The following is a 17,407-nucleotide window of genomic DNA, read 5'->3' on the forward strand; positions in this document are numbered from 1 at the left end:
CGTCGGCCGCGCGACCCACGCTGGTGGCCTCGGTGGCCGAGGGGCTCGCGCGGCTCGGCCGCCTCCCGCTGCTGCCGCCCCTGCAGCTCGCGCCGGGCGCACCACAGACCACACAGGGGGGCAACAGCGCGTTCCGGCTCGCAGGCGTGTGGGGACGGTTCGTCGTGTCCGACGACCTGCGGCAGGCCCTGGCCGGGCTCTCCGGTCCGGTCCTGCTCGTCGACGACCTCGTCGACAGCCGCTGGACCATGGCCGTGGCGTCGCGCGAGCTGCGCCTCGCCGGGGCCGACGCGGTGCTGCCGTTCGCGCTCGGCTCGGTGGGGTAGGGCCGCGCTCGGGTCGTAGGGTGGCCGCCATGCCGACCTTGCGTGACGTCGTCCGCGTGCTCGACGAGCTCTACGACCCACGGTGGGCCGACGACTGGGACGCCGTGGGCACCGTCGTCGGCGACCCGGACGCCGAGGTCGCGCGCATCCTCCTCGCCGTCGACCCCGTCCAGGCAGTCGCCGACGAGGCCGTCGCGCGCGGAGCCGACCTGCTCCTCACGCACCACCCCCTGTACCTCAAGGGCGTCACGTCTGTGGCCGCCACGACGCCGAAGGGCCGGGTCGTGCACACCCTCGCGTCGCACGGCGTGGCCCTGCACACCTGCCACACCAACGCCGACTCGCCGCCGCTCGGCGTCTCGGAGTCGATGGCCCTGGCGCTCGGGCTCACCGACGTCCGCCCGCTCGACGTCGACACCGATCCTGGGCTCGACGCCTGGGTCGTGCACGTCCCGCGCCCCGACGCCGACGCCGTGGCCGCCGCCATGCACGGCGCGGGTGCGGGGAGCATCGGCGACTACGACTCGGCCGTCTTCCGCTCCGACGGCACGGGCTCGTTCCGTCCGCTGGCGGGCGCGAACCCCACGATCGGCGAGGTCGGGGCGCTCGAGCACGTCGAGGAGACCCGGCTCGAGCTCGTGGCGCCCGCCGCGGTGCGTGAGTCCGTGCGCTCCGCCCTGCTGCAGGCCCACCCCTACGAGGAGGTGTCCTACCTCCTCCTGCCCACGGCAGCCCGACCGAGCGAGCGGGGCAGCGGGCGCATCGGGGTGCTCGCGCAGCCCACGACGCTGGGCGAGTTCGTCGAGCACGTCCACCACACCCTCCCCGCGCACGGCAGCGCCACCCGCGTGGCCGGCGACCTCGACCGCACCGTGCGCACGGTCGCGCTGTGCGGCGGATCGGGCGACTTCCTGCTCCCGACGGCCGACGCGGCCGGTGCCGACGTCTACGTCACGTCCGACCTGAAGCACCACCCGGTGAGCGAGCACCTCGAGCGTCCGGGCGCCTGCGCCGTCGTCGACGTGCCGCACTGGGCGGCGGAGTGGACGTGGCTGCCGGTGGCGGCGTCCGCACTGCAGGACCGGCTGGGCGATACGGTTGACGTCCACGTGTCGACGCTCGTGACCGATCCTTGGTCGCACGCGCTGGCTCCCGCACCCAGGAGGACCCCCTGAAAGCCGAACCGTCCGCCCAGCAGACCCTGCTGGAGCTGCAGACCCAGGACTCCGCGCTCGCCCGTCTGCAGCACCGACGCGGCACCCTGCCCGAGATCGCGCGCATCGAGGAGCTGACGCAGGAGGTCGCGCAGCTGCGTGGGCGCCAGATCGAGGTCGAGACGAAGGTCAGCGACCTCGCCCGGGTGCAGGCCAAGGCCGAGGCTGAGGTCGAGCAGGTCAAGGCGCGGCGCACGCGCGACGAGGAGCGCCTCTCCTCCGGGGCGATCACCAACCCCAAGGACCTCGAGAACCTCCAGCACGAGCTTGGTGCGCTCGAGCGACGCATCGCGACGCTCGAGGACGAGGAGCTCACCGTCATGGAGGACCTCGAGATCGCCGAGGCGGAGCTGCGTGCCGTCACGGCCGACCACGATGCCCTCGTCGCGGAGCTCAAGCACGTCACCGCGGCGCGTGACGCCGCCGTCGCTGCCATCGACGACGAGATCGTCTCGGTGCAGAGCGAGCGCGAGTCGACCGCGCCGGCCGTCCCGAAGGACCTCCTGGCGCTCTACGACAAGGTGCGGGCGCAGTACGGCGGGCTCGGCGCCGCCGCGCTGCGGGCGCGTCGCTGCGAGGGCTGCCGCCTGGAGCTCAACGGCGCCGACCTGCGCGAGCTGGCAGCCCGCCCGGAGGACGACGTCCTGCGCTGCCCCGAGTGCAGCCGCATCCTCGTCCGGACGGCCGAGTCAGGGCTGTGAGCACCCCCCGCGTCGTCGTCGAGGCCGACGGCGGGTCACGGGGCAACCCGGGACCCGCCTCCTACGGAGCCCTCGTGCGCGACGCGAACACCGGCGAGGTGATCGCCACGCGGGGCGAGACGATCGGCACCGCCACCAACAACGTCGCCGAGTACCGCGGCCTCATCGCCGGGCTCGAGCTCGCCGCCGAGCACGCACCGGGCGCCGACGTCGAGGTCCGGATGGACTCCAAGCTGGTCGTCGAGCAGATGGCGGGCCGGTGGAAGGTCAAGCACCCGTCGATGCAGCCGCTCGCGGCGCAGGCCCGGGAGCTCGCGGGAGCGGTCACGGACTGGACGTGGGTGCCGCGGGAGCGCAACGCCGCCGCCGACGCGCTCGCGAACGAGGCGCTCGACGCGCAGGCGCGCACGGGCGAGCCCGCCGTCGTCGGCACCGGTGTCCGGCAGGAGACCGGCGCCCCACGACCCGCCGACGACGTGACGGCCGCGGTCGACGCACCTGCCGCGGGCGGCGCCAAGGACACGAACCCCCTGCTCGGCTGGCGTGGCGACGTGCACGGACGCCCGACCACCCTGGTGCTCCTGCGGCACGGTGTCACGGCCAACACCCAGCGCAAGCTGTTCTGCGGGCGCGGTGGCTCCGACCCCGGTCTCGTCGCCGAGGGGGAGGCCCAGGCCGCCCGGGCCGCAGCGTGGATCGCGCGGCACCACGACGTCGACGCCATCGTCGCGTCCCCGCTGCGGCGGACGCGGGAGACGGCCGGCTTCGTCGCCCGCGAGACCGGGCTGGAGGTCGCGGTCGACGACGGCGTCGAGGAGGCCGCCTTCGGCGACTGGGACGGTCACGGTTTCGGCGACATCATGGAGCGCTGGCCCGAGCAGATGTCGGCCTGGCTCGCCTCGACGTCGGTCGCCCCTCCCGGTGGCGAGTCCTTCGACCAGGTCCAGGAGCGGGTCCGTGAGGCGCGCGACCGGATCCTCGCCGACCACGCGGGGGAGACCGTCGTCGTGGTCAGCCACGTCACCCCCATCAAGCTGATGACGCGCCTGGCGCTCGACGGACCGATGTCGATCATCCACCGCATGGAGCTCGCCCCCGCCAGCATCACCACGATCGCCTGGTGGCCCGACGGCACGCCGTCGCTGCGCGGGTTCTCGATCGTCCCGGAGTAGAGGGGCCGGACGCGTGCGGTCAGTGCGCGCCGGTGGTGACCACGTCGAGACGGGTGCCGTCCTGCTCGACCGTCCAGCCGAGGTCGCGCCAGGCGACCACGAGCTCGTCGACCGAGGTCGGCTGCGCGCCCTCGACGAGGAGCGCGCGGACAAGCCGACCCTTGGTCGCCTTGTTGAAGTGGCTGACGACCGTGCGGCGGCCGTCCTGCTCGTGCAGCACGCGCACCGTCGCGGTGCGCGGCGCCAGGTCGGCGGACGGCTTGCCCAGGTTCACGTACGCGCCGGACCGCAGGTCGACCAGCAGACCGCCGTCGGCGGCCTCGTCGAGCACGTCGGGCAGCACGGGACGCCAGCGTCCCGCGACCGGCCCGAGGCGCGGGAGCGTGACCGTGCCCGACAGCCGGTACGCCGGGATCGGGTCGCCGACGCGGACCAGCCCGAAGAGCGCGCTCGCGACGGCGACCGAAGCGTCCGCACGCGCCGTCGCGTCGGCGTCGAGGGAGGCGAGGTCGAGCTCGCCGAACAGCACCCCGGTGTAGACGGACCCGGCGGGGGCACAGGGCACCTCGAACAGGCGGGCGTCGGTCTCGATCGCGTCGGCCTGGGTCGGGCCGAGGCCGAGCACCTCGGCCGCCCGCCGCGTCCCGGCCAGCCGCACGAGCGCACGGGACACCTGGTCGCGCACGCGGTGCAGCCGCGGGAACGACAGTGCGTCGAGGTCGAGCGGGGGACCGTCGGCCGCTGCGGTCTTGCCCTCGGAGGGCGGGAGCAGGATCAGCACCTGGCGAGCCTATCGAGGTCGCGTCGGACCGCAGCGCGCCGGCCGGTCAGCGCAGGCCCTCGACGATCAGCAGCACGCCGAAGATCGCGAACGCCGCCGCAGCGCCGATCTTGATGACCTTCTCCGGCAGGTGCTTGCCGAGGACGGCGCCCACCACGATCGCGAGGGCGTCGGCGGCGACCATGCCGACGGTGCTGCCGATCCAGGTGCCGAGCCAGTCCTCGCGGACGGCCAGCGTGATGGTCGCCAGCATCGTCTTGTCACCCAGCTCGGCCAGGAAGAACGCCAGGCCCACGGCCAGGAGCGCCGACCCGGTGGCCTTCTTCGCCTTCTCGGCCTCGTCGTCGGTCAGCTCGTCGCCGCGCAGCGTCCACGCCGCGAAGCCGAGGAAGGCGATACCCGCCGCGATCGCGATCGGTCCCTGGTACTGCTCGAAGCTCGAGCCGATCGCGTAGCCGATGCCGACCGACGCGAGGTGGACGATCGCCGTCGCTAGGGTGATGCCGAGCAGCACGTCGCGTGCGCGGTACCGGGTGGCGAACGTCATCGCCATCAGCTGGCTCTTGTCGCCGAGCTCGGCGACGAAGATGACGGCGGTGCTGAGCCACAGGGCCTCGAACATGGGATTCTCCTCGTCCGACCCAGGGCGAGGAGCGACGATCGACGAGCCTCGACCCGGATCGTCGTGTGTGTACGACAGTCGGGTCGAAAGTCTCGTCCGCCGGACCGTTCGCACGGCCCTGGCCCGCTGCACCGGAGGCGGGGCCCGAGGACCCGGCATCAGTATGTCGACGCAGCGATTGGGGACTACTCCCTTTCGCGCCCCTCACCCTAGGGCATCGAGGATGCGCAGCGCATCGTGACGTCGGTCCCACGGGACGACGAGGTGGTCGTGGTGGAAGCCGGCCACGACGTTGCAGGCGATCTGCTCGGCCGCGAGGGCGGTGGAGATGGAGCTGGTGAGCCCGACCGCGTCCAGCGCCGAGACCACGGCGAGCGTGATCCACGCGCCCACGAACTCGTACACGAGCCCGTCCTCCTCGGCCTCCACCTGCTCGACCACGACCGTGAGGCCCTCGCGCTCGCGCACGGTGGCGAGGGCCGTCGAGGTGTCGAAGCCGGGCGCGACGATCGCGTACACGACCGGCTCCGGGTGCAGGCGCGGGCGCAGCTCGCCGACCGTCGACGTCGTCCGGGCTTCGTCCTCGAGCTCCACACGTCCAGCGTAGACGTGTCCGGGGTCCCGGGCGGAGTCACCTGCGGCCTAGACTGGGCGACGAACGAGGCGGCCGGGCGGCCGCGGCGGGCTCCGGCCCGTCGAGGAAAGTCCGGACTCCGCAGAGCACGGTGGTGGCCAACAGCCACCCACGGCGACGTGCGGGACAGTGCCACAGAGAACAGACCGCCAGCGGCCCTGCGACCTTCGGGTCACGGGGTGCGGGTAAGGGTGAAACGGTGAGGTAAGAGCTCACCAGCGACGTCGGCGACGGCGTCGGCTCGGTAAACCCCACCGGGAGCAAGACCAAGAGGGCGCTCCGGCGCCTGCGCTGACGGGCTGCTCGTCCGATGTCAGCGGGTAGGTCGCTCGAGGCGCGCAGCAATGCGTGACCCAGATGGATGGTCGCCCCCCGGCCCTCGGGCCGGGGACAGAATCCGGCTTACAGGCCGCCTCGTTCCCTCTCGGTGTCCATCGCCCGCCCAGGGCCCGGCACCCCTGCCGGCGCTCGGCCGCCCAGGGCCCGGCACCCCTGCCGGCGCGCGGACCTCCCGTCGAACCCGGGTCAGGGGAGGGTGAGGATCTCCGCGCCGTCGGGCGTGACGAGCAGGGTGTGCTCGAACTGCGCGGTGCGCGAGCCGTCGCGCGTGACGGCCGTCCAGCCGTCGTCCCACTGGTCCCACTCGATCGTGCCGAGGGTGAGCATGGGCTCGATCGTGAACGTCATCCCCACCTCGATGACCGTGTCCGCGGCCGGGTCGTCGTAGTGCGGCACGATCAGGCCGTCGTGGAACGCGGGCCCCACGCCGTGACCCGTGAAGTCGCGCACGACGCCGTACCCGAACCGCTTGGCGTAGGCCTCGATGACCGCACCGATCACGTTGATGCGCCGACCCGGCTTCACGGCCCGGATCGCCCGGTGGGTGGCCTCGCGGGTGCGCTCGACGAGCAGCCGCGACTCCTCGTCGACGTCGCCCACGAGGTAGGTCTTGTTGGTGTCGCCGTGGACGCCGTCGACGTAGGCGGTGATGTCGATGTTGACGATGTCGCCGTCGTCGAGCGGACGGTCGTCGGGGATGCCGTGGCAGATCACCTCGTTCACGCTGCTGCACAGCGACTTCGGGTAGCCGCGGTAGCCGAGCGTGGACGGGTAGGCGCCGTGGTCGAGGAGGAACTCGTGACCGACGCGGTCTAGCTCGTCGGTCGTGACGCCCGGCGCGATGGCCGCCTCGACGGCGTCGAGAGCCTGGGCGGCGATTTGGCCCGCCACCCGCATCCGCTCGATGGTGTCGGCGTCGCGCACCAGCGGGCCACGGTAGGGCAGCGGTGCCGGCTGGCCGACGTATTCGGGACGATCGATCGTCGACGGGACGTGACGCAGCGGGGAGACGTGGCCGGGGCGAAGGAGAGGCACCCCGGCATGCTACGAGGACCGCCGGAGCCGGCCCGGGTGAGGGGCGGTGGTGCTCGTGGTGCGGCAGGATGGCGTCATGAGTGCCGAAGCCCCCGCCTTCTACTTCTGCCTGAAGCACCACACCGTCGAGGGGGAGGACGGCTGCAAGGCCTCCGACCGTCTCGGCCCGTACCCGACGCAGAGTGCCGCCGAGCACGCCCTGGAGACCGTCCAGGAGCGCAACGAGTCGTGGGACAACGACCCGGACTGGAACGACGACGCCCCTCGCCCGTGAGGCGCACACGACGCGAGCGGGAGCGGTCGGGCCCGTGGATCGGGGTCGGCGGCCTCGTCGTCATGCTGTGGCTCGTCGTCTCGACCGTGCTCTACGCACCGTGGTGGGGCATCCTCCTGCACCTGCTCGTGCTGGCGTGCTTCGTCCCGTTGCTGCGCCGCCGCATCGCCACCCGTCCCGCCGACGCGCTTTGGGTGCCGGTGTACGCCCTCGCGGCCTGGGTCGCCCTCAACGCGGTGGGTGTGCTCGCCTGGGGCTGGCAGGTCTGACCGTTTGCGTGGGGCCCCACGCAAACGCGCAGATCGGGCGCACGCCTGCGTGGGGGAGAGCCTGTTCACGTGGGGCCCCACGTAAACAGGCCCGGCCGGCGAGCCTGCGTCAGGCGTCGAAGGAGTGCTCCGGCGCGGGGAAGGTGCCGGACGCGACGTCGGCCGCGAACTCCTGCGCGGCGCCGAGGATGATGCCGTGCAGGTCGGCGTAGCGCTTGACGAAGCGCGGCGCCTTGCCCGTGCGCAGGCCGAGCATGTCCTGCCAGACGAGGACCTGGGCGTCGCAGCTCGGGCCGGCGCCGATCCCGATGGTCGGGATGTGCAGCCGCTCGGTGATCTCGGCCGCGATGGGCGCCGGCACCATCTCCATGACGACCGAGGAGGCGCCGGCCTCCTGCACCGCGAGGGCGTCCTCCATGAGACGTGACGCCGCGTCGCCGCGACCCTGCACCCGGTAGCCGCCGAGGGCGTGCTCGGACTGCGGCGTGAAGCCGATGTGGGCCATCACGGGCACCGCGCCCTTCGTCAGCAGCTCGATCTGCGGCGCCATCTCCGCACCACCCTCGAGCTTGACCACGTGCGCCTCGCCCTCCTTCATGAACCGCACGGCCGTGTCGTACGCCTGCTCGGGGGAGCGCTGGTAGGAGCCGAACGGCAGGTCGGCCACGACGAGCGCGCGACGAGCCGTGCGGGTGACGGCCTTGACCAGCGGCAGCAGCTCGTCGACCGTCACCGGCAGCGACGACGCGTAGCCGAAGACGTTGTTCGCGGCGGAGTCGCCGATGAAGAGCACGGGCACGCCTGCCTCGTCGAACGTCGCGGCCGTGTACTGGTCGTAGGTGGTGAGCATGACCCACTTGTGGCCCTGCTCCTTCCACTGCTGCAGGTGGTGCGTCCGGACACGTCGGATGGCGGGGTCGGTCGTCGGACCGGACGCCGGGCCGGCAGCGGGTGCCGGGGCGGGGGAGGTGCCGCCGCCGTAGGGCGCGGGCTCCTCGGCGCCGACGGGGGTGCCGGCCTGCGTCGGGGCAGGGGTGGGTTCGGTCATGGTCTTCCCTCTCTTCTCGCAGCCCCTCGGTGGGGGTCCACGGACGTGACCCATCCTGCCGCATCGACGACGTTTGTCACGTCGCTGTGCCTCAGGTCATGCGCAGGAGCCACGGTCGCGCTCAGTCGAGCGACTCGCGCCACCCGTTCGTCATTGGCACGCGCCGGTCGCGGCCGAAGTTGCGTCGGCTGACCTTCGGGCCCGGCGGGTACTGACGGCGCTTGTACTCGGCCTTGTCGACGAGGGTGACGACCCGCTCGACGAGCGCAGGGTCGAAGCCCTCCGCGATCACCGCCGCGACGCCGAGGTCGCGCTCCACGTAGGCGTCGAGCACGGCGTCGAGCAGCTCGTACGGCGGCAGCGAGTCGGAGTCGAGCTGGCCGGGGCGCAGCTCCGCCGACGGCGGCTTGCTGATCGCGTTCTCGGGGATCGGGGGCGTCTCGCCGCGCTCCTCGGCCCACCGGTTGCGCCACCGCGAGACCTCCCACACGAGGGTCTTGGGCAGGTCCTTGATCGGTGCGTAGGCGCCTACGGCGTCGCCGTAGATCGTGGAGTAGCCCGTGGCCAGCTCCGACTTGTTGCCGCAGGCCAGCACCAGGTGGCCGTGCTGGTTCGACAGCCCCATCCAGATCACCGCGCGGATGCGGGCCTGCAGGTTCTCCTCGGCGATGCCGTCCAGGTGCAACGCGGACTGGTAGGCCTCGAAGATCGGGGCGATCGGGACGGTGTCGAGCTGCAGTCCCGTGCGTCGGGCGAGCTCGTCGGCGTCGGTGCGGCTGTGGTCGGTCGACCACGCGCTCGGGTTGGAGACGCCGAAGACGTTCTCGGCACCGAGCGCGTCGACGGCGATCGCACCGACGAGCGTCGAGTCGATGCCGCCGGAGAGGCCCATCAGGACCGTCGAGCCGCCGTTCTTGCGCACGTAGTCGCGCAGGCCGAGCACGATCGCCCAGTACCGCTCGCCGAGGTCGTCCCACCGCTCGGCGACCGTCGGGGCCACCGGCTCGTAGGCCGGGAGCGGGTCGGCGGAGATGACGGTGCGCTCGACGCGCAGGCCGTGGAAGCGCGTGTCGCGATCGGGCATGGGGGCCGTCGCGGCGGGAACGTCGAGGTCGACCACGAGCAGCTCGGGCTCGAACTGCGCCGCGCGGGCGACGAGCTCGCCGGCGGCGTCGACGACGAGGGAGTCGCCGTCGAAGACCAGCTCGTCCTGGCCGCCGACGAGGTTCACGTACGCGAGGGCGCAGCTGCCCTCGCGGGCGCGTCGGGCGCAGAGCTCGAGCCGCGTGTCGTCCTTCGCGGCCTCGTACGGGGAGCCGTTGAGCACCACCAGCAGACCGGCTTCCGCGGCGTCGGCTGCGGCGGACGGACCGTCCTGCCAGATGTCCTCGCAGATGGCGATGGCGACGTCGACGCCGTGCACCTGCACGACCTGCGTCTCGTCGCCGGGCACGAAGTGACGGAACTCGTCGAACACGCCGTAGTTCGGCAGGTGGTGCTTGTCGTAGCGGGTGACGACGCGGCCGCCCGTGAGCACCGACGCGGAGTTCGTGGGCGCGTTCTTCGGCACCCCGAGCCGCTCGGTGTCGATGTGGTCCTTCGCGGTGTCGAGGTGCCCGACGACGACCACGAGGTCGCCGAGGCCCTCGTCGGCCAGGCGTGTCGCGAGGTCGGGCACCAGGGCGCGGCTGGCCTCGATGAACGACAGCCGGTAGGCGAGGTCCTCGACCGGGTAGCCGTTCAGCACCATCTCCGGCAGCACCAGCAGGTGGGCACCCGCCTGCGCCGCCTCGTGCGCGGCGGCGACGACGAGCTCGACGTTGCCGTCGAGGTCGCCGAGACGTGGGTTGACCTGAGCGAGGGCGAGTCGGAGCTGAGGCACGTGGTCAGCCTAGGCCGTCGAGCGTGCCGCATCATGTCGTCATGGCGAGGACCTGCCCGTGCGGCACCGGTGCACCCTTCGACGGCTGCTGCCGGCCGTACCTCGACGGCGAGCCCGTCCCGACGGCGGAGCGACTCATGCGGTCCCGGTACACCGCCTACGTCCGCGGCGACGGCGGTCATCTCCTGCGCACCTGGCACCCGACCACCCGTCCGGCGCGCGTCGACCACGACCCGGGCCTCGAGTGGCTCGGCCTCGAGGTGCTGCGCACCGAGGCCGGCGACGTCGACGACACGTTCGGCGTGGTGGAGTTCCGGGCCGCCTACCTCGCCGACGGACCAGGTGTCCTGCACGAGGTGAGCCGCTTCGCGCGCACCGACGACGGGTGGCAGTACGTCCGCGGACGGATGGTCGACGACGGCCCGCGCACGCTCCGCTGAGCCGCCCCGACCACGAAACATCGCCGTAACACGACCCGTGCGAGACTCTGGCCATGGGTAAGCAGGAAGACTTCGTCCTCCGGGCGCTCGAGGAGCGTGACGTCCGGTTCGTGCGGCTCTGGTTCACCGACGTGCTCGGCTCGCTGAAGTCGGTCGCCATCGCCCCGGCGGAGCTGGAGGGAGCCTTCAGCGAGGGCATCGGCTTCGACGGGTCGGCGATCCAGGGCTTCGCCCGCGTGCACGAGGCCGACATGCTGCTCAAGCCCGATCCGTCGACCTTCCAGATCCTGCCGTGGCGGGGCGAGGCGCCCGCGACGGCCCGCATGTTCTGCGACATCGCGATGCCCGACGGCTCGCCGTCGTTCGCCGACCCGCGGCACGTGCTGAAGCGGTCGCTGCAGAAGGCCGCCGAGGCCGGCTTCACCTTCTACACCCACCCGGAGATCGAGTTCTACGTCTTCCGGGGCAAGCCTGACGTCGGCGGCCGGCCGGTGCCCGTCGACGACTCCGGCTACTTCGACCACACCGCGCAGGGCGGCGGCCAGGACTTCCGTCGCGAGGTCATCACGATGCTCGAGAACATGGGCATCAGCGTCGAGTTCAGCCACCACGAGGGCGGGCCGGGACAGCAGGAGATCGACCTGCGCTACGCCGACGCCCTCTCCACCGCCGACAACGTGATGACCTTCCGCACGGTCGTGCGCGAGGTCGCGCTCAGCCAGGGCAAGTGGGCCTCGTTCATGCCCAAGCCGTTCACCGAGCACCCCGGCTCCGCGATGCACACGCACCTGTCGCTGTTCGAGGGCGACGAGAACGCCTTCTACGAGGCGGGCGCCGAGTACCAGCTGAGCGCCACCGGCCGCTCCTTCATCGCGGGCGTCCTCGAGCACACGCCGGAGATCACCGCCGTGACGAACCAGTGGGTCAACTCCTACAAGCGGCTGGCGAGCGGCTACGAGGCCCCCAACTACCTCAGCTGGGGCCACAACAACCGCTCCGCCCTCGTGCGGGTGCCGATGTACAAGCCGCACAAGAGCGGCTCCGCGCGCGTCGAGCACCGCGGCATCGACGCCGGCTGCAACCCCTACCTCACCTACGCGCTCGTCCTCGCCGCCGGGCTGAAGGGCATCGAGAACGGCTCGACCCTGCCGCCCGAGACCGAGGACAACGTCTGGTCGCTCACCGACCGGGAGCGCAAGACGATGGGTCTGACGCCCATGCCGCGCAACCTCGACGAGGCGATCCGCGAGATGGAGAGCAGCGAGCTCGTCGCCGAGACGCTGGGCGAGCACGTCTTCGACTTCTTCCTGCGCAACAAGCGTCAGGAGTGGGACGCCTACCGCTCCCAGGTGACCCAGTTCGAGATCGACCGCCTCCTGCCCGTCCTCTGACGGGCGGGGCGGCCGGCTGTGCGCCGGTCGTGACCGTGCTGGTGCGCTGGCGCGGGGGATCTTGACCTTGCTGGTGCGCTGCCTGCGGGGTCTTGTCGTGGTGGTGCGCTGCCTCGGCTGGCGCTGGGGGTGGTCTCCGAAAGGGCCTCGACCGGGCGGCGGGGTGCGGCGGCGCCTCCGGTTCTCGGGCTGTGGCCTTCGGTGGACGCAATCTTCTGCGTTCGTGCGTGGGGGGCCAAGCCTTCTGCGTCTGTTACGGGATCCCGTCGTCAATGCAGAAGCGTTCGGCCTCCAGCGCACGAAGGAAGAATCGTGGGTGTCCTTGAGGGTGGGGCGGGCAGTGCTTCTCCCTTCTCGTGGCACGGTCCACGAGAAGGGAGAAGCGCTGCCATGTCTGGCCCCCTGAGCGGTTGATCCACCACCCTTCGAGCGCTGGGAAGGGTGGCAGATCCACCGCCGAGGGCGATTCGGTGGCAGATCCACCGCTGAGGGGGTGAGAACGCAGAATCGTGCGTGCACTCCGAGCGCGACCCGCGGCCCGAGACCCCGGACCAGCGCGCTCGCCGGCCGCCCGGTCGAGGCCTTTCGGAGCGCACGACGACTCGAAGCCGCACCAGCGCAGCCCCACCCGAGCGAGAAGCCGCGCCGACGCAGCCCCACCCGAGCGAGAACCACACCGACGCAGCCGCAGGTCGGACCCCGACGCCCCCGGTGACCACCGACCTTCCACGCGCCCCCGGTAGCCTGCGAGCGTGCCCACCGAGTCTCCCGAGCTGGCCCTGGCGCGTCGCGGGTTCCGCGACGGGGCGGCTGCCGCGGCCCACCTCGCCCGCCTCGACGGCATCGACGACGCACTCGTGGAGCAGGTGGCGTCCGTCGCCAGCCCCGACACCGCGCTCGCGTCGCTGGTGGCGATCGCGGAGACGTGGGGGGTCGAGCGGCTGCTCGCGACCCTGCGGGGAGATGCGGAGCTGCGGCAGCGACTGCTCATCGTCCTCGGCACCAGCGAGGCGCTCGGCGACTTCCTCGCCCGGCACCCGCAGCACGTCGAGGACCTCGCCGCCGACCGGCTGTCGCCCGTCCCGCTCGACCTCGACGTCATGCGCCAGCAGCTCGGCGATGCCGACGACGCCGACGCCCTGCGCGTCGCCTACCGCCGCAAGCTGCTGCACGTCGCCGCCCGCGACCTGACCGCGCTGACCAGCTTCGAGGAGTCGTCGGCCGAGCTCGCCGACCTCGCCATGGCGACCCTGGGCGCCGCGCTCGACCTGGCGCGCCGCGACGAGCCTGACGCCGACTGCGTGCGGCTGGCGGTGATGGCGATGGGCAAGACCGGCGGCCGCGAGCTGAACTACGTCAGCGACGTCGACGTGATCTTCGTGCACGAGCCCGTCGAGGGCGCCGACGAGCAGGCCGCAGGACGGATCGCCGCCCGTCTCGCGTCGGCCATGATGCGCCTCTGCTCCGACCACACCCGCGAGGGCACCATCTGGGAGGTCGACGCGAACCTGAGACCCGAGGGGACCCAGGGCCCGCTGAGCCGCACGCTGCGCAGCCACGTCGCCTACTACGACCGGTGGGCGTCGACGTGGGAGTTCCAGGCGCTGCTGAAGGCACGGTTCGCGGCAGGCGACGCCGAGCTCGGCCAGGCCTACCTCGACGCGCTGTCGCCGAAGGTCTGGGACGCCAGCACCCGGGAGAACTTCGTGCGCGACGTCCGCGCGATGCGCACGCGCGTCATCGAGAACATCCCGTCGCAGCAGCGCGACCGGCAGCTGAAGCTCGGCTCGGGCGGTCTGCGCGACGTCGAGTTCTCGGTGCAGCTGCTGCAGCTCGTGCACGGTCGCGGCGACGCGTCGCTGCGCAGCCCGACGACCCTGGAGGCGCTGCGCAAGCTCACCGAGGGTGGCTACGTCGGCCGGCGCGACGGCGCCGCCCTGGAGGACGCCTACGAGTTCCTGCGCACCCTGGAGCACCGCATCCAGCTCTACCGGCTGCGCCGCAACCACGTCGTGCCCGACGACGAGGAGGACCTGCGACGTCTCGGCCGTTCCATGGGCTACCGGGCGAACCCGGCCGAGGGTCTGGTCAAGGACTGGCAGGCCCACAAGCGCCTCGTGCGACGCCTGCACGAGAAGCTCTTCTACCAACCGCTCCTGGAGGCGGTCACCTCCCTGCCCGACGAGGGTCTGCGGCTCACGCCCGAGGCGGCGCAGGCCCGGCTCATGGCGCTCGGCTTCAAGGACCCGAAGGGTGCCCTCGCGCACATCCAGGCCCTCACGTCGGGCGTGTCCCGACGCGCCGCGATCCAGCGCTCGCTGCTGCCGGCCATGCTGCAGTGGTTCGCGGAGTCGCCCGCGCCCGACGTCGGCCTGCTCGCGTTCCGGCGGATCAGCGAGTCGCTGGGGGAGTCGCACTGGTACCTGCGCAAGCTCCGCGACGAGGGCGAGGGGGCGGAGCAGCTCGCGGCGGTCGTCGGCTCGAGCCGCTACGTGTCGGACCTGGTCCAGCGTGCGCCCGACGCCGTCGCGCTGCTGGGCGACGACGCCGAGCTGGTGCCGCGCGACGCGGAACGTCTGCAGGGGGAGATGCAGCTCGCCGCGCGGCGACACACCCGCCCCGACCAGGCGATCAAGGCTGTCCGCCGCGTGCGACGTCGGGAGCTGTCGCGCATCGGCATCGCCGACGTCCTGGGCCGGCTCGACATCGACGAGGTCGGCACCGCGCTGTCCGACCTCACGGAGGCGACGCTCGGCGCCGCGCTCACCGCCTCGATCGGAGCCGTCGCCCGCCAGCGGGAGGAGGCCGGCAAGGAGCCCTTCCCGACGCGGATGGCCGTGGTCCTCATGGGCCGTCTCGGCGGCCGCGAGTCGGGCTACGGGTCCGACGCCGACGTCATGTTCGTGCACGAGCCACTGCCCGGCGCCGACGACGGGGAGGCGGCGGCTGCCGCGACGGCCGTCGCGACGTCGCTGCGCACCACCCTCGGCGCGCCCGGCGACGACCCGGCCCTCGAGGTCGACGCCGAGCTGCGGCCCGACGGCCGCAACGGGCCGCTGGTCCGCTCCTTCGCCGCCTACGCGTCCTACTACGAGAAGTACTCGGCGGTGTGGGAGTCCCAGGCCCTGCTGCGTGCTCGCGCCAGCGTCGGGGACCCCGACCTGTGCGCCCGGTTCGAGGCACTCGTCGACCCGCTGCGCTGGCCCGACGGCGGCGTCTCGGACGCGCAGGTCCGCGAGATCCGGCGCATCAAGGCCCGCGTCGAGGCCGAGCGCCTCCCGCGGGGCGCCAACCCGAAGACGCACCTCAAGCTCGGTCGCGGCGGCATCGCCGACGTCGAGTGGACCGTGCAGCTCCTGCAGCTGCAGCACGCCCACGCGGTTCCCGGACTGCGCACGACGTCGACCTGCGGCGCCCTCGCAGCCGCTGCCGACGCCGGGCTGGTGACCGCGGACGACGCCGAGGTGCTGCTGCACGCGTGGCGGCTGGTGAGCCGCATCCGCAACGCCGTCGTGCTCATGCGCGGCAAGCCGGCGGAGTCGATGGTGGAGCAGAGCGAGGAACGCGCTGGCGTCGCGCACCTGCTGGGGTACGGTCAGCAGCACAGCGAACGCATGGTCGACGACTACCTGCGTGCCACCCGGCACGCCAGACAGGTCGTCGAACGCATCTTCTGGGAGTGAGCGCGATGACGTCGACCGGACCGATCCTCCGCCGCGGTCGACGCGCCTCGTCCCTCGTGACGAGCACGGTCCTGGCCGTCGGGCTGCTCGTCGCCGCCGGCCCCGCGTCGGCCGACGAGCCGACCCCGACCGAGCCGACCCCCGCCGCAGTGCAGGTCGTCGAGGCACCCGCGGTCACCGGCACCGCACGCTACGGGTCCACGCTGACCTCGACGAACGGACGCTACGAGCCCGGGACCGCGCAGGTCGGCCGTCAGTGGCTGCGCGACGGTGCCCCGATCCGGGGTGCGACGGCTGCCACGTACCGGCTCGTGGGGGCCGACGTGGGCCGACGCGTCGCGGTTCGCGTGGTCGCCAGCGCCGACGGCCTCGAGCCCGCCACCACGACCACCGGTCCGACAGCCGCCGTCGCCCCGGCGCCGCTCACGGTGCGGACCGCGCCTCGGATCTCCGGCACCCGACGCTACGGCCAGGTGCTCCAGGCGTCGGCCGGACGCTGGAGCAGCAGCGGCCTGACGAAGCGCTACCAGTGGTACCGCGACCGCACCGTCATCCGGGGCGCCACGCAGCGTCGGTACGCCATCGCACCGGCCGACGTGGGCCACCGGCTCCGCGTGCGCGTGACGGTCTCGAAGGCCTACCACCGCACGTCCTCGGCCACCGCCGTGACCGCACCGGTGCGTCACCGCCGCGACGCGCGCCGCACCCTCACCTACTCCGTCCGCTCCGACGGTGCGCGGGGCGGCCTCGCCACCTTCCGTCGCCAGGCGGCGGAGACGCTCGCCGACGCGCGCGGCTGGCCGGGAGCCGGCGTCCGGTTCCGCGAGGTGCGCTCGGGCGGCGACTTCACGCTCGTGCTCGCGCGGGCCTCGCGCCTCACGTCGTACTCCACGGAGTGCAGCGTGCTCTACAGCTGCCGGGTCGGCCGGAACGTGATCATCAACGAGGACCGGTGGGTGCACACCACGCGCGTGTGGCGGTCGGCCAGGGGATCGGTGCGCGACTACCGGCACATGGTCGTCAACCACGAGGTCGGCCACTTCCTCGGACGCGGGCACCTCGGCTGCCCGGGTCGGGGTCAGGCGGCGCCGATCATGCAGCAGCAGTCGAAGGGGCTGCACGGCTGCCGGGTCAACCCGTGGCCGCGCCGCGACGAGCTCTGAGCGCGTCGGCCCAGACCAGTCGGCCCACGTCAGTCGGCCCACGTCAGTCGGGCCCAGCTCAACCGGCCCAGATCAGTCGGCCCAGCTCAACCGGCATCGCGCAGCAGGTGCTCGCGCTCGGTCTGGTTGAGCCCGCCCCACACGCCGAACGGCTCACGCACCGTGAGGGCGTGGTCGAGGCACTCGGCCACCACGGGGCAGCGCGCGCAGAGCGCCTTCGCCACCGCCTCGCGGCTGCGTCGACGCGGACCACGCTCTGTCTCGGGGGAGAAGAACGTCTCCGGATCCACACCGCGACACGCTCCGCGGTGCTGCCACTCGTAGGACTCCTGGATCGGGTCCGGGAGTCGGCTGGTGCTCGCCATGGCCCCTCCTGTTCGACGTGACGGACGATCCCGTCACCAGGAGTTCGACGCCGCGTCGTCTACGGATG

The 17,407-nt window shown here is 72.6% G+C and carries 16 protein-coding genes, 1 other RNA gene and 1 pseudogene; 11 read left to right on the forward strand and 7 right to left on the reverse strand.

The window, feature by feature from the left end; genetic code table 11:
• From NH339_RS04985 to NH339_RS05000, 4 genes and pseudogenes are all read left to right on the forward strand, one after another.
• A pseudogene (locus NH339_RS04985) lies at positions 1-326 on the forward strand (recombinase RecQ); the annotation flags it as partial.
• Between the two features lie 29 nt (positions 327-355).
• A complete protein-coding gene (locus NH339_RS04990; RefSeq protein WP_253023142.1) occupies positions 356-1,501 on the forward strand; it encodes a Nif3-like dinuclear metal center hexameric protein in 1,146 nt (381 codons plus the stop codon).
• Positions 1,459-2,241, forward strand: coding sequence for a zinc ribbon domain-containing protein (locus tag NH339_RS04995; protein WP_253023144.1), 783 nt, complete (start codon positions 1,459-1,461; stop codon positions 2,239-2,241). Before NH339_RS04990 ends, NH339_RS04995 begins: the two co-directional genes overlap by 43 nt.
• Positions 2,238-3,413 (forward strand): bifunctional RNase H/acid phosphatase, encoded by a 1,176-nt coding sequence (locus NH339_RS05000; protein ID WP_253023147.1) that lies wholly within the window; start codon positions 2,238-2,240, stop codon positions 3,411-3,413. The genes NH339_RS04995 and NH339_RS05000 overlap by 4 nt, the downstream gene beginning before the upstream one ends.
• Before the next feature lie 19 nt (positions 3,414-3,432).
• Here the strand turns inward: NH339_RS05000 and NH339_RS05005 are convergent, their stop codons facing one another.
• The 3 genes from NH339_RS05005 to NH339_RS05015 form a co-directional block, all read right to left on the reverse strand.
• Positions 3,433-4,194 (reverse strand): YaaA family protein, encoded by a 762-nt coding sequence (locus NH339_RS05005; RefSeq protein ID WP_253023149.1) that lies wholly within the window; start codon positions 4,192-4,194, stop codon positions 3,433-3,435.
• A 46-nt stretch (positions 4,195-4,240) separates the two neighbouring features.
• Positions 4,241-4,816 (reverse strand): TMEM165/GDT1 family protein, encoded by a 576-nt coding sequence (locus NH339_RS05010; protein ID WP_253023151.1) that lies wholly within the window; start codon positions 4,814-4,816, stop codon positions 4,241-4,243.
• Positions 4,817-5,020: 204 nt separating this feature from the next.
• The gene (locus NH339_RS05015) at positions 5,021-5,410 is read right to left on the reverse strand and encodes an ACT domain-containing protein (protein WP_253023153.1); all 390 of its coding nucleotides are present in this window, start codon (positions 5,408-5,410) and stop codon (positions 5,021-5,023) included.
• Between the two features lie 65 nt (positions 5,411-5,475).
• Between NH339_RS05015 and rnpB the strand changes: the two genes are divergently transcribed.
• Positions 5,476-5,871, forward strand: an RNA gene (gene rnpB, locus NH339_RS05020) — RNase P RNA component class A.
• 104 nt (positions 5,872-5,975) lie between these two features.
• Here the strand turns inward: rnpB and map are convergent.
• Complete coding sequence (gene map / locus NH339_RS05025) at positions 5,976-6,824, reverse strand: type I methionyl aminopeptidase (RefSeq protein WP_253023154.1); 849 nt, start codon at positions 6,822-6,824, stop codon at positions 5,976-5,978.
• A 76-nt stretch (positions 6,825-6,900) separates the two neighbouring features.
• Between map and NH339_RS05030 the strand changes: the two genes are divergently transcribed.
• Positions 6,901-7,098 (forward strand): hypothetical protein, encoded by a 198-nt coding sequence (locus tag NH339_RS05030; protein WP_253023155.1) that lies wholly within the window; start codon positions 6,901-6,903, stop codon positions 7,096-7,098.
• A complete protein-coding gene (locus NH339_RS05035) occupies positions 7,095-7,367 on the forward strand; it encodes a hypothetical protein (protein WP_253023156.1) in 273 nt (90 codons plus the stop codon). The genes NH339_RS05030 and NH339_RS05035 overlap by 4 nt, the downstream gene beginning before the upstream one ends.
• A 109-nt stretch (positions 7,368-7,476) precedes the next feature.
• Here the strand turns inward: NH339_RS05035 and panB are convergent, their stop codons facing one another.
• Together panB and NH339_RS05045 are read right to left on the reverse strand one after the other, a co-directional pair.
• Positions 7,477-8,415, reverse strand: a complete 939-nt coding sequence (panB, locus tag NH339_RS05040; RefSeq protein WP_253023157.1) for a 3-methyl-2-oxobutanoate hydroxymethyltransferase — start codon at positions 8,413-8,415, stop codon at positions 7,477-7,479.
• Between the two features lie 121 nt (positions 8,416-8,536).
• Entirely contained in the window at positions 8,537-10,297 is a 1,761-nt protein-coding gene (locus NH339_RS05045; protein ID WP_253023158.1) for an NAD+ synthase, read from the reverse strand.
• 41 nt (positions 10,298-10,338) lie between these two features.
• On the opposite strand from NH339_RS05045, the gene NH339_RS05050 reads away from it, so the two are divergent.
• The 4 genes from NH339_RS05050 to NH339_RS05065 all read left to right on the forward strand — a co-directional run bounded on the left by NH339_RS05050 (position 10,339) and on the right by NH339_RS05065 (position 16,974).
• On the forward strand, positions 10,339-10,737 hold the full coding sequence (locus NH339_RS05050) for a YchJ family protein (protein WP_253023159.1): 399 nt from the start codon (positions 10,339-10,341) through the stop codon (positions 10,735-10,737).
• A gap of 53 nt (positions 10,738-10,790) precedes the next feature.
• Positions 10,791-12,128 (forward strand): glutamine synthetase family protein, encoded by a 1,338-nt coding sequence (locus NH339_RS05055; RefSeq protein WP_253023160.1) that lies wholly within the window; start codon positions 10,791-10,793, stop codon positions 12,126-12,128.
• A 752-nt stretch (positions 12,129-12,880) separates the two neighbouring features.
• Positions 12,881-15,811 (forward strand): bifunctional [glutamine synthetase] adenylyltransferase/[glutamine synthetase]-adenylyl-L-tyrosine phosphorylase, encoded by a 2,931-nt coding sequence (locus NH339_RS05060; protein WP_253023161.1) that lies wholly within the window; start codon positions 12,881-12,883, stop codon positions 15,809-15,811.
• A gap of 5 nt (positions 15,812-15,816) precedes the next feature.
• Positions 15,817-16,974, forward strand: a complete 1,158-nt coding sequence (locus NH339_RS05065; protein WP_253023222.1) for a DUF3152 domain-containing protein — start codon at positions 15,817-15,819, stop codon at positions 16,972-16,974.
• Between the two features lie 86 nt (positions 16,975-17,060).
• Here the strand turns inward: NH339_RS05065 and NH339_RS05070 are convergent, their stop codons facing one another.
• Positions 17,061-17,339 (reverse strand): WhiB family transcriptional regulator, encoded by a 279-nt coding sequence (locus NH339_RS05070; RefSeq protein ID WP_067858509.1) that lies wholly within the window; start codon positions 17,337-17,339, stop codon positions 17,061-17,063.
• Positions 17,340-17,407 lie beyond the last annotated feature (68 nt).

It is taken from the genome of Aeromicrobium sp. CnD17-E, assembly GCF_024124745.1.
GTDB lineage: Bacteria > Actinomycetota > Actinomycetes > Propionibacteriales > Nocardioidaceae > Aeromicrobium.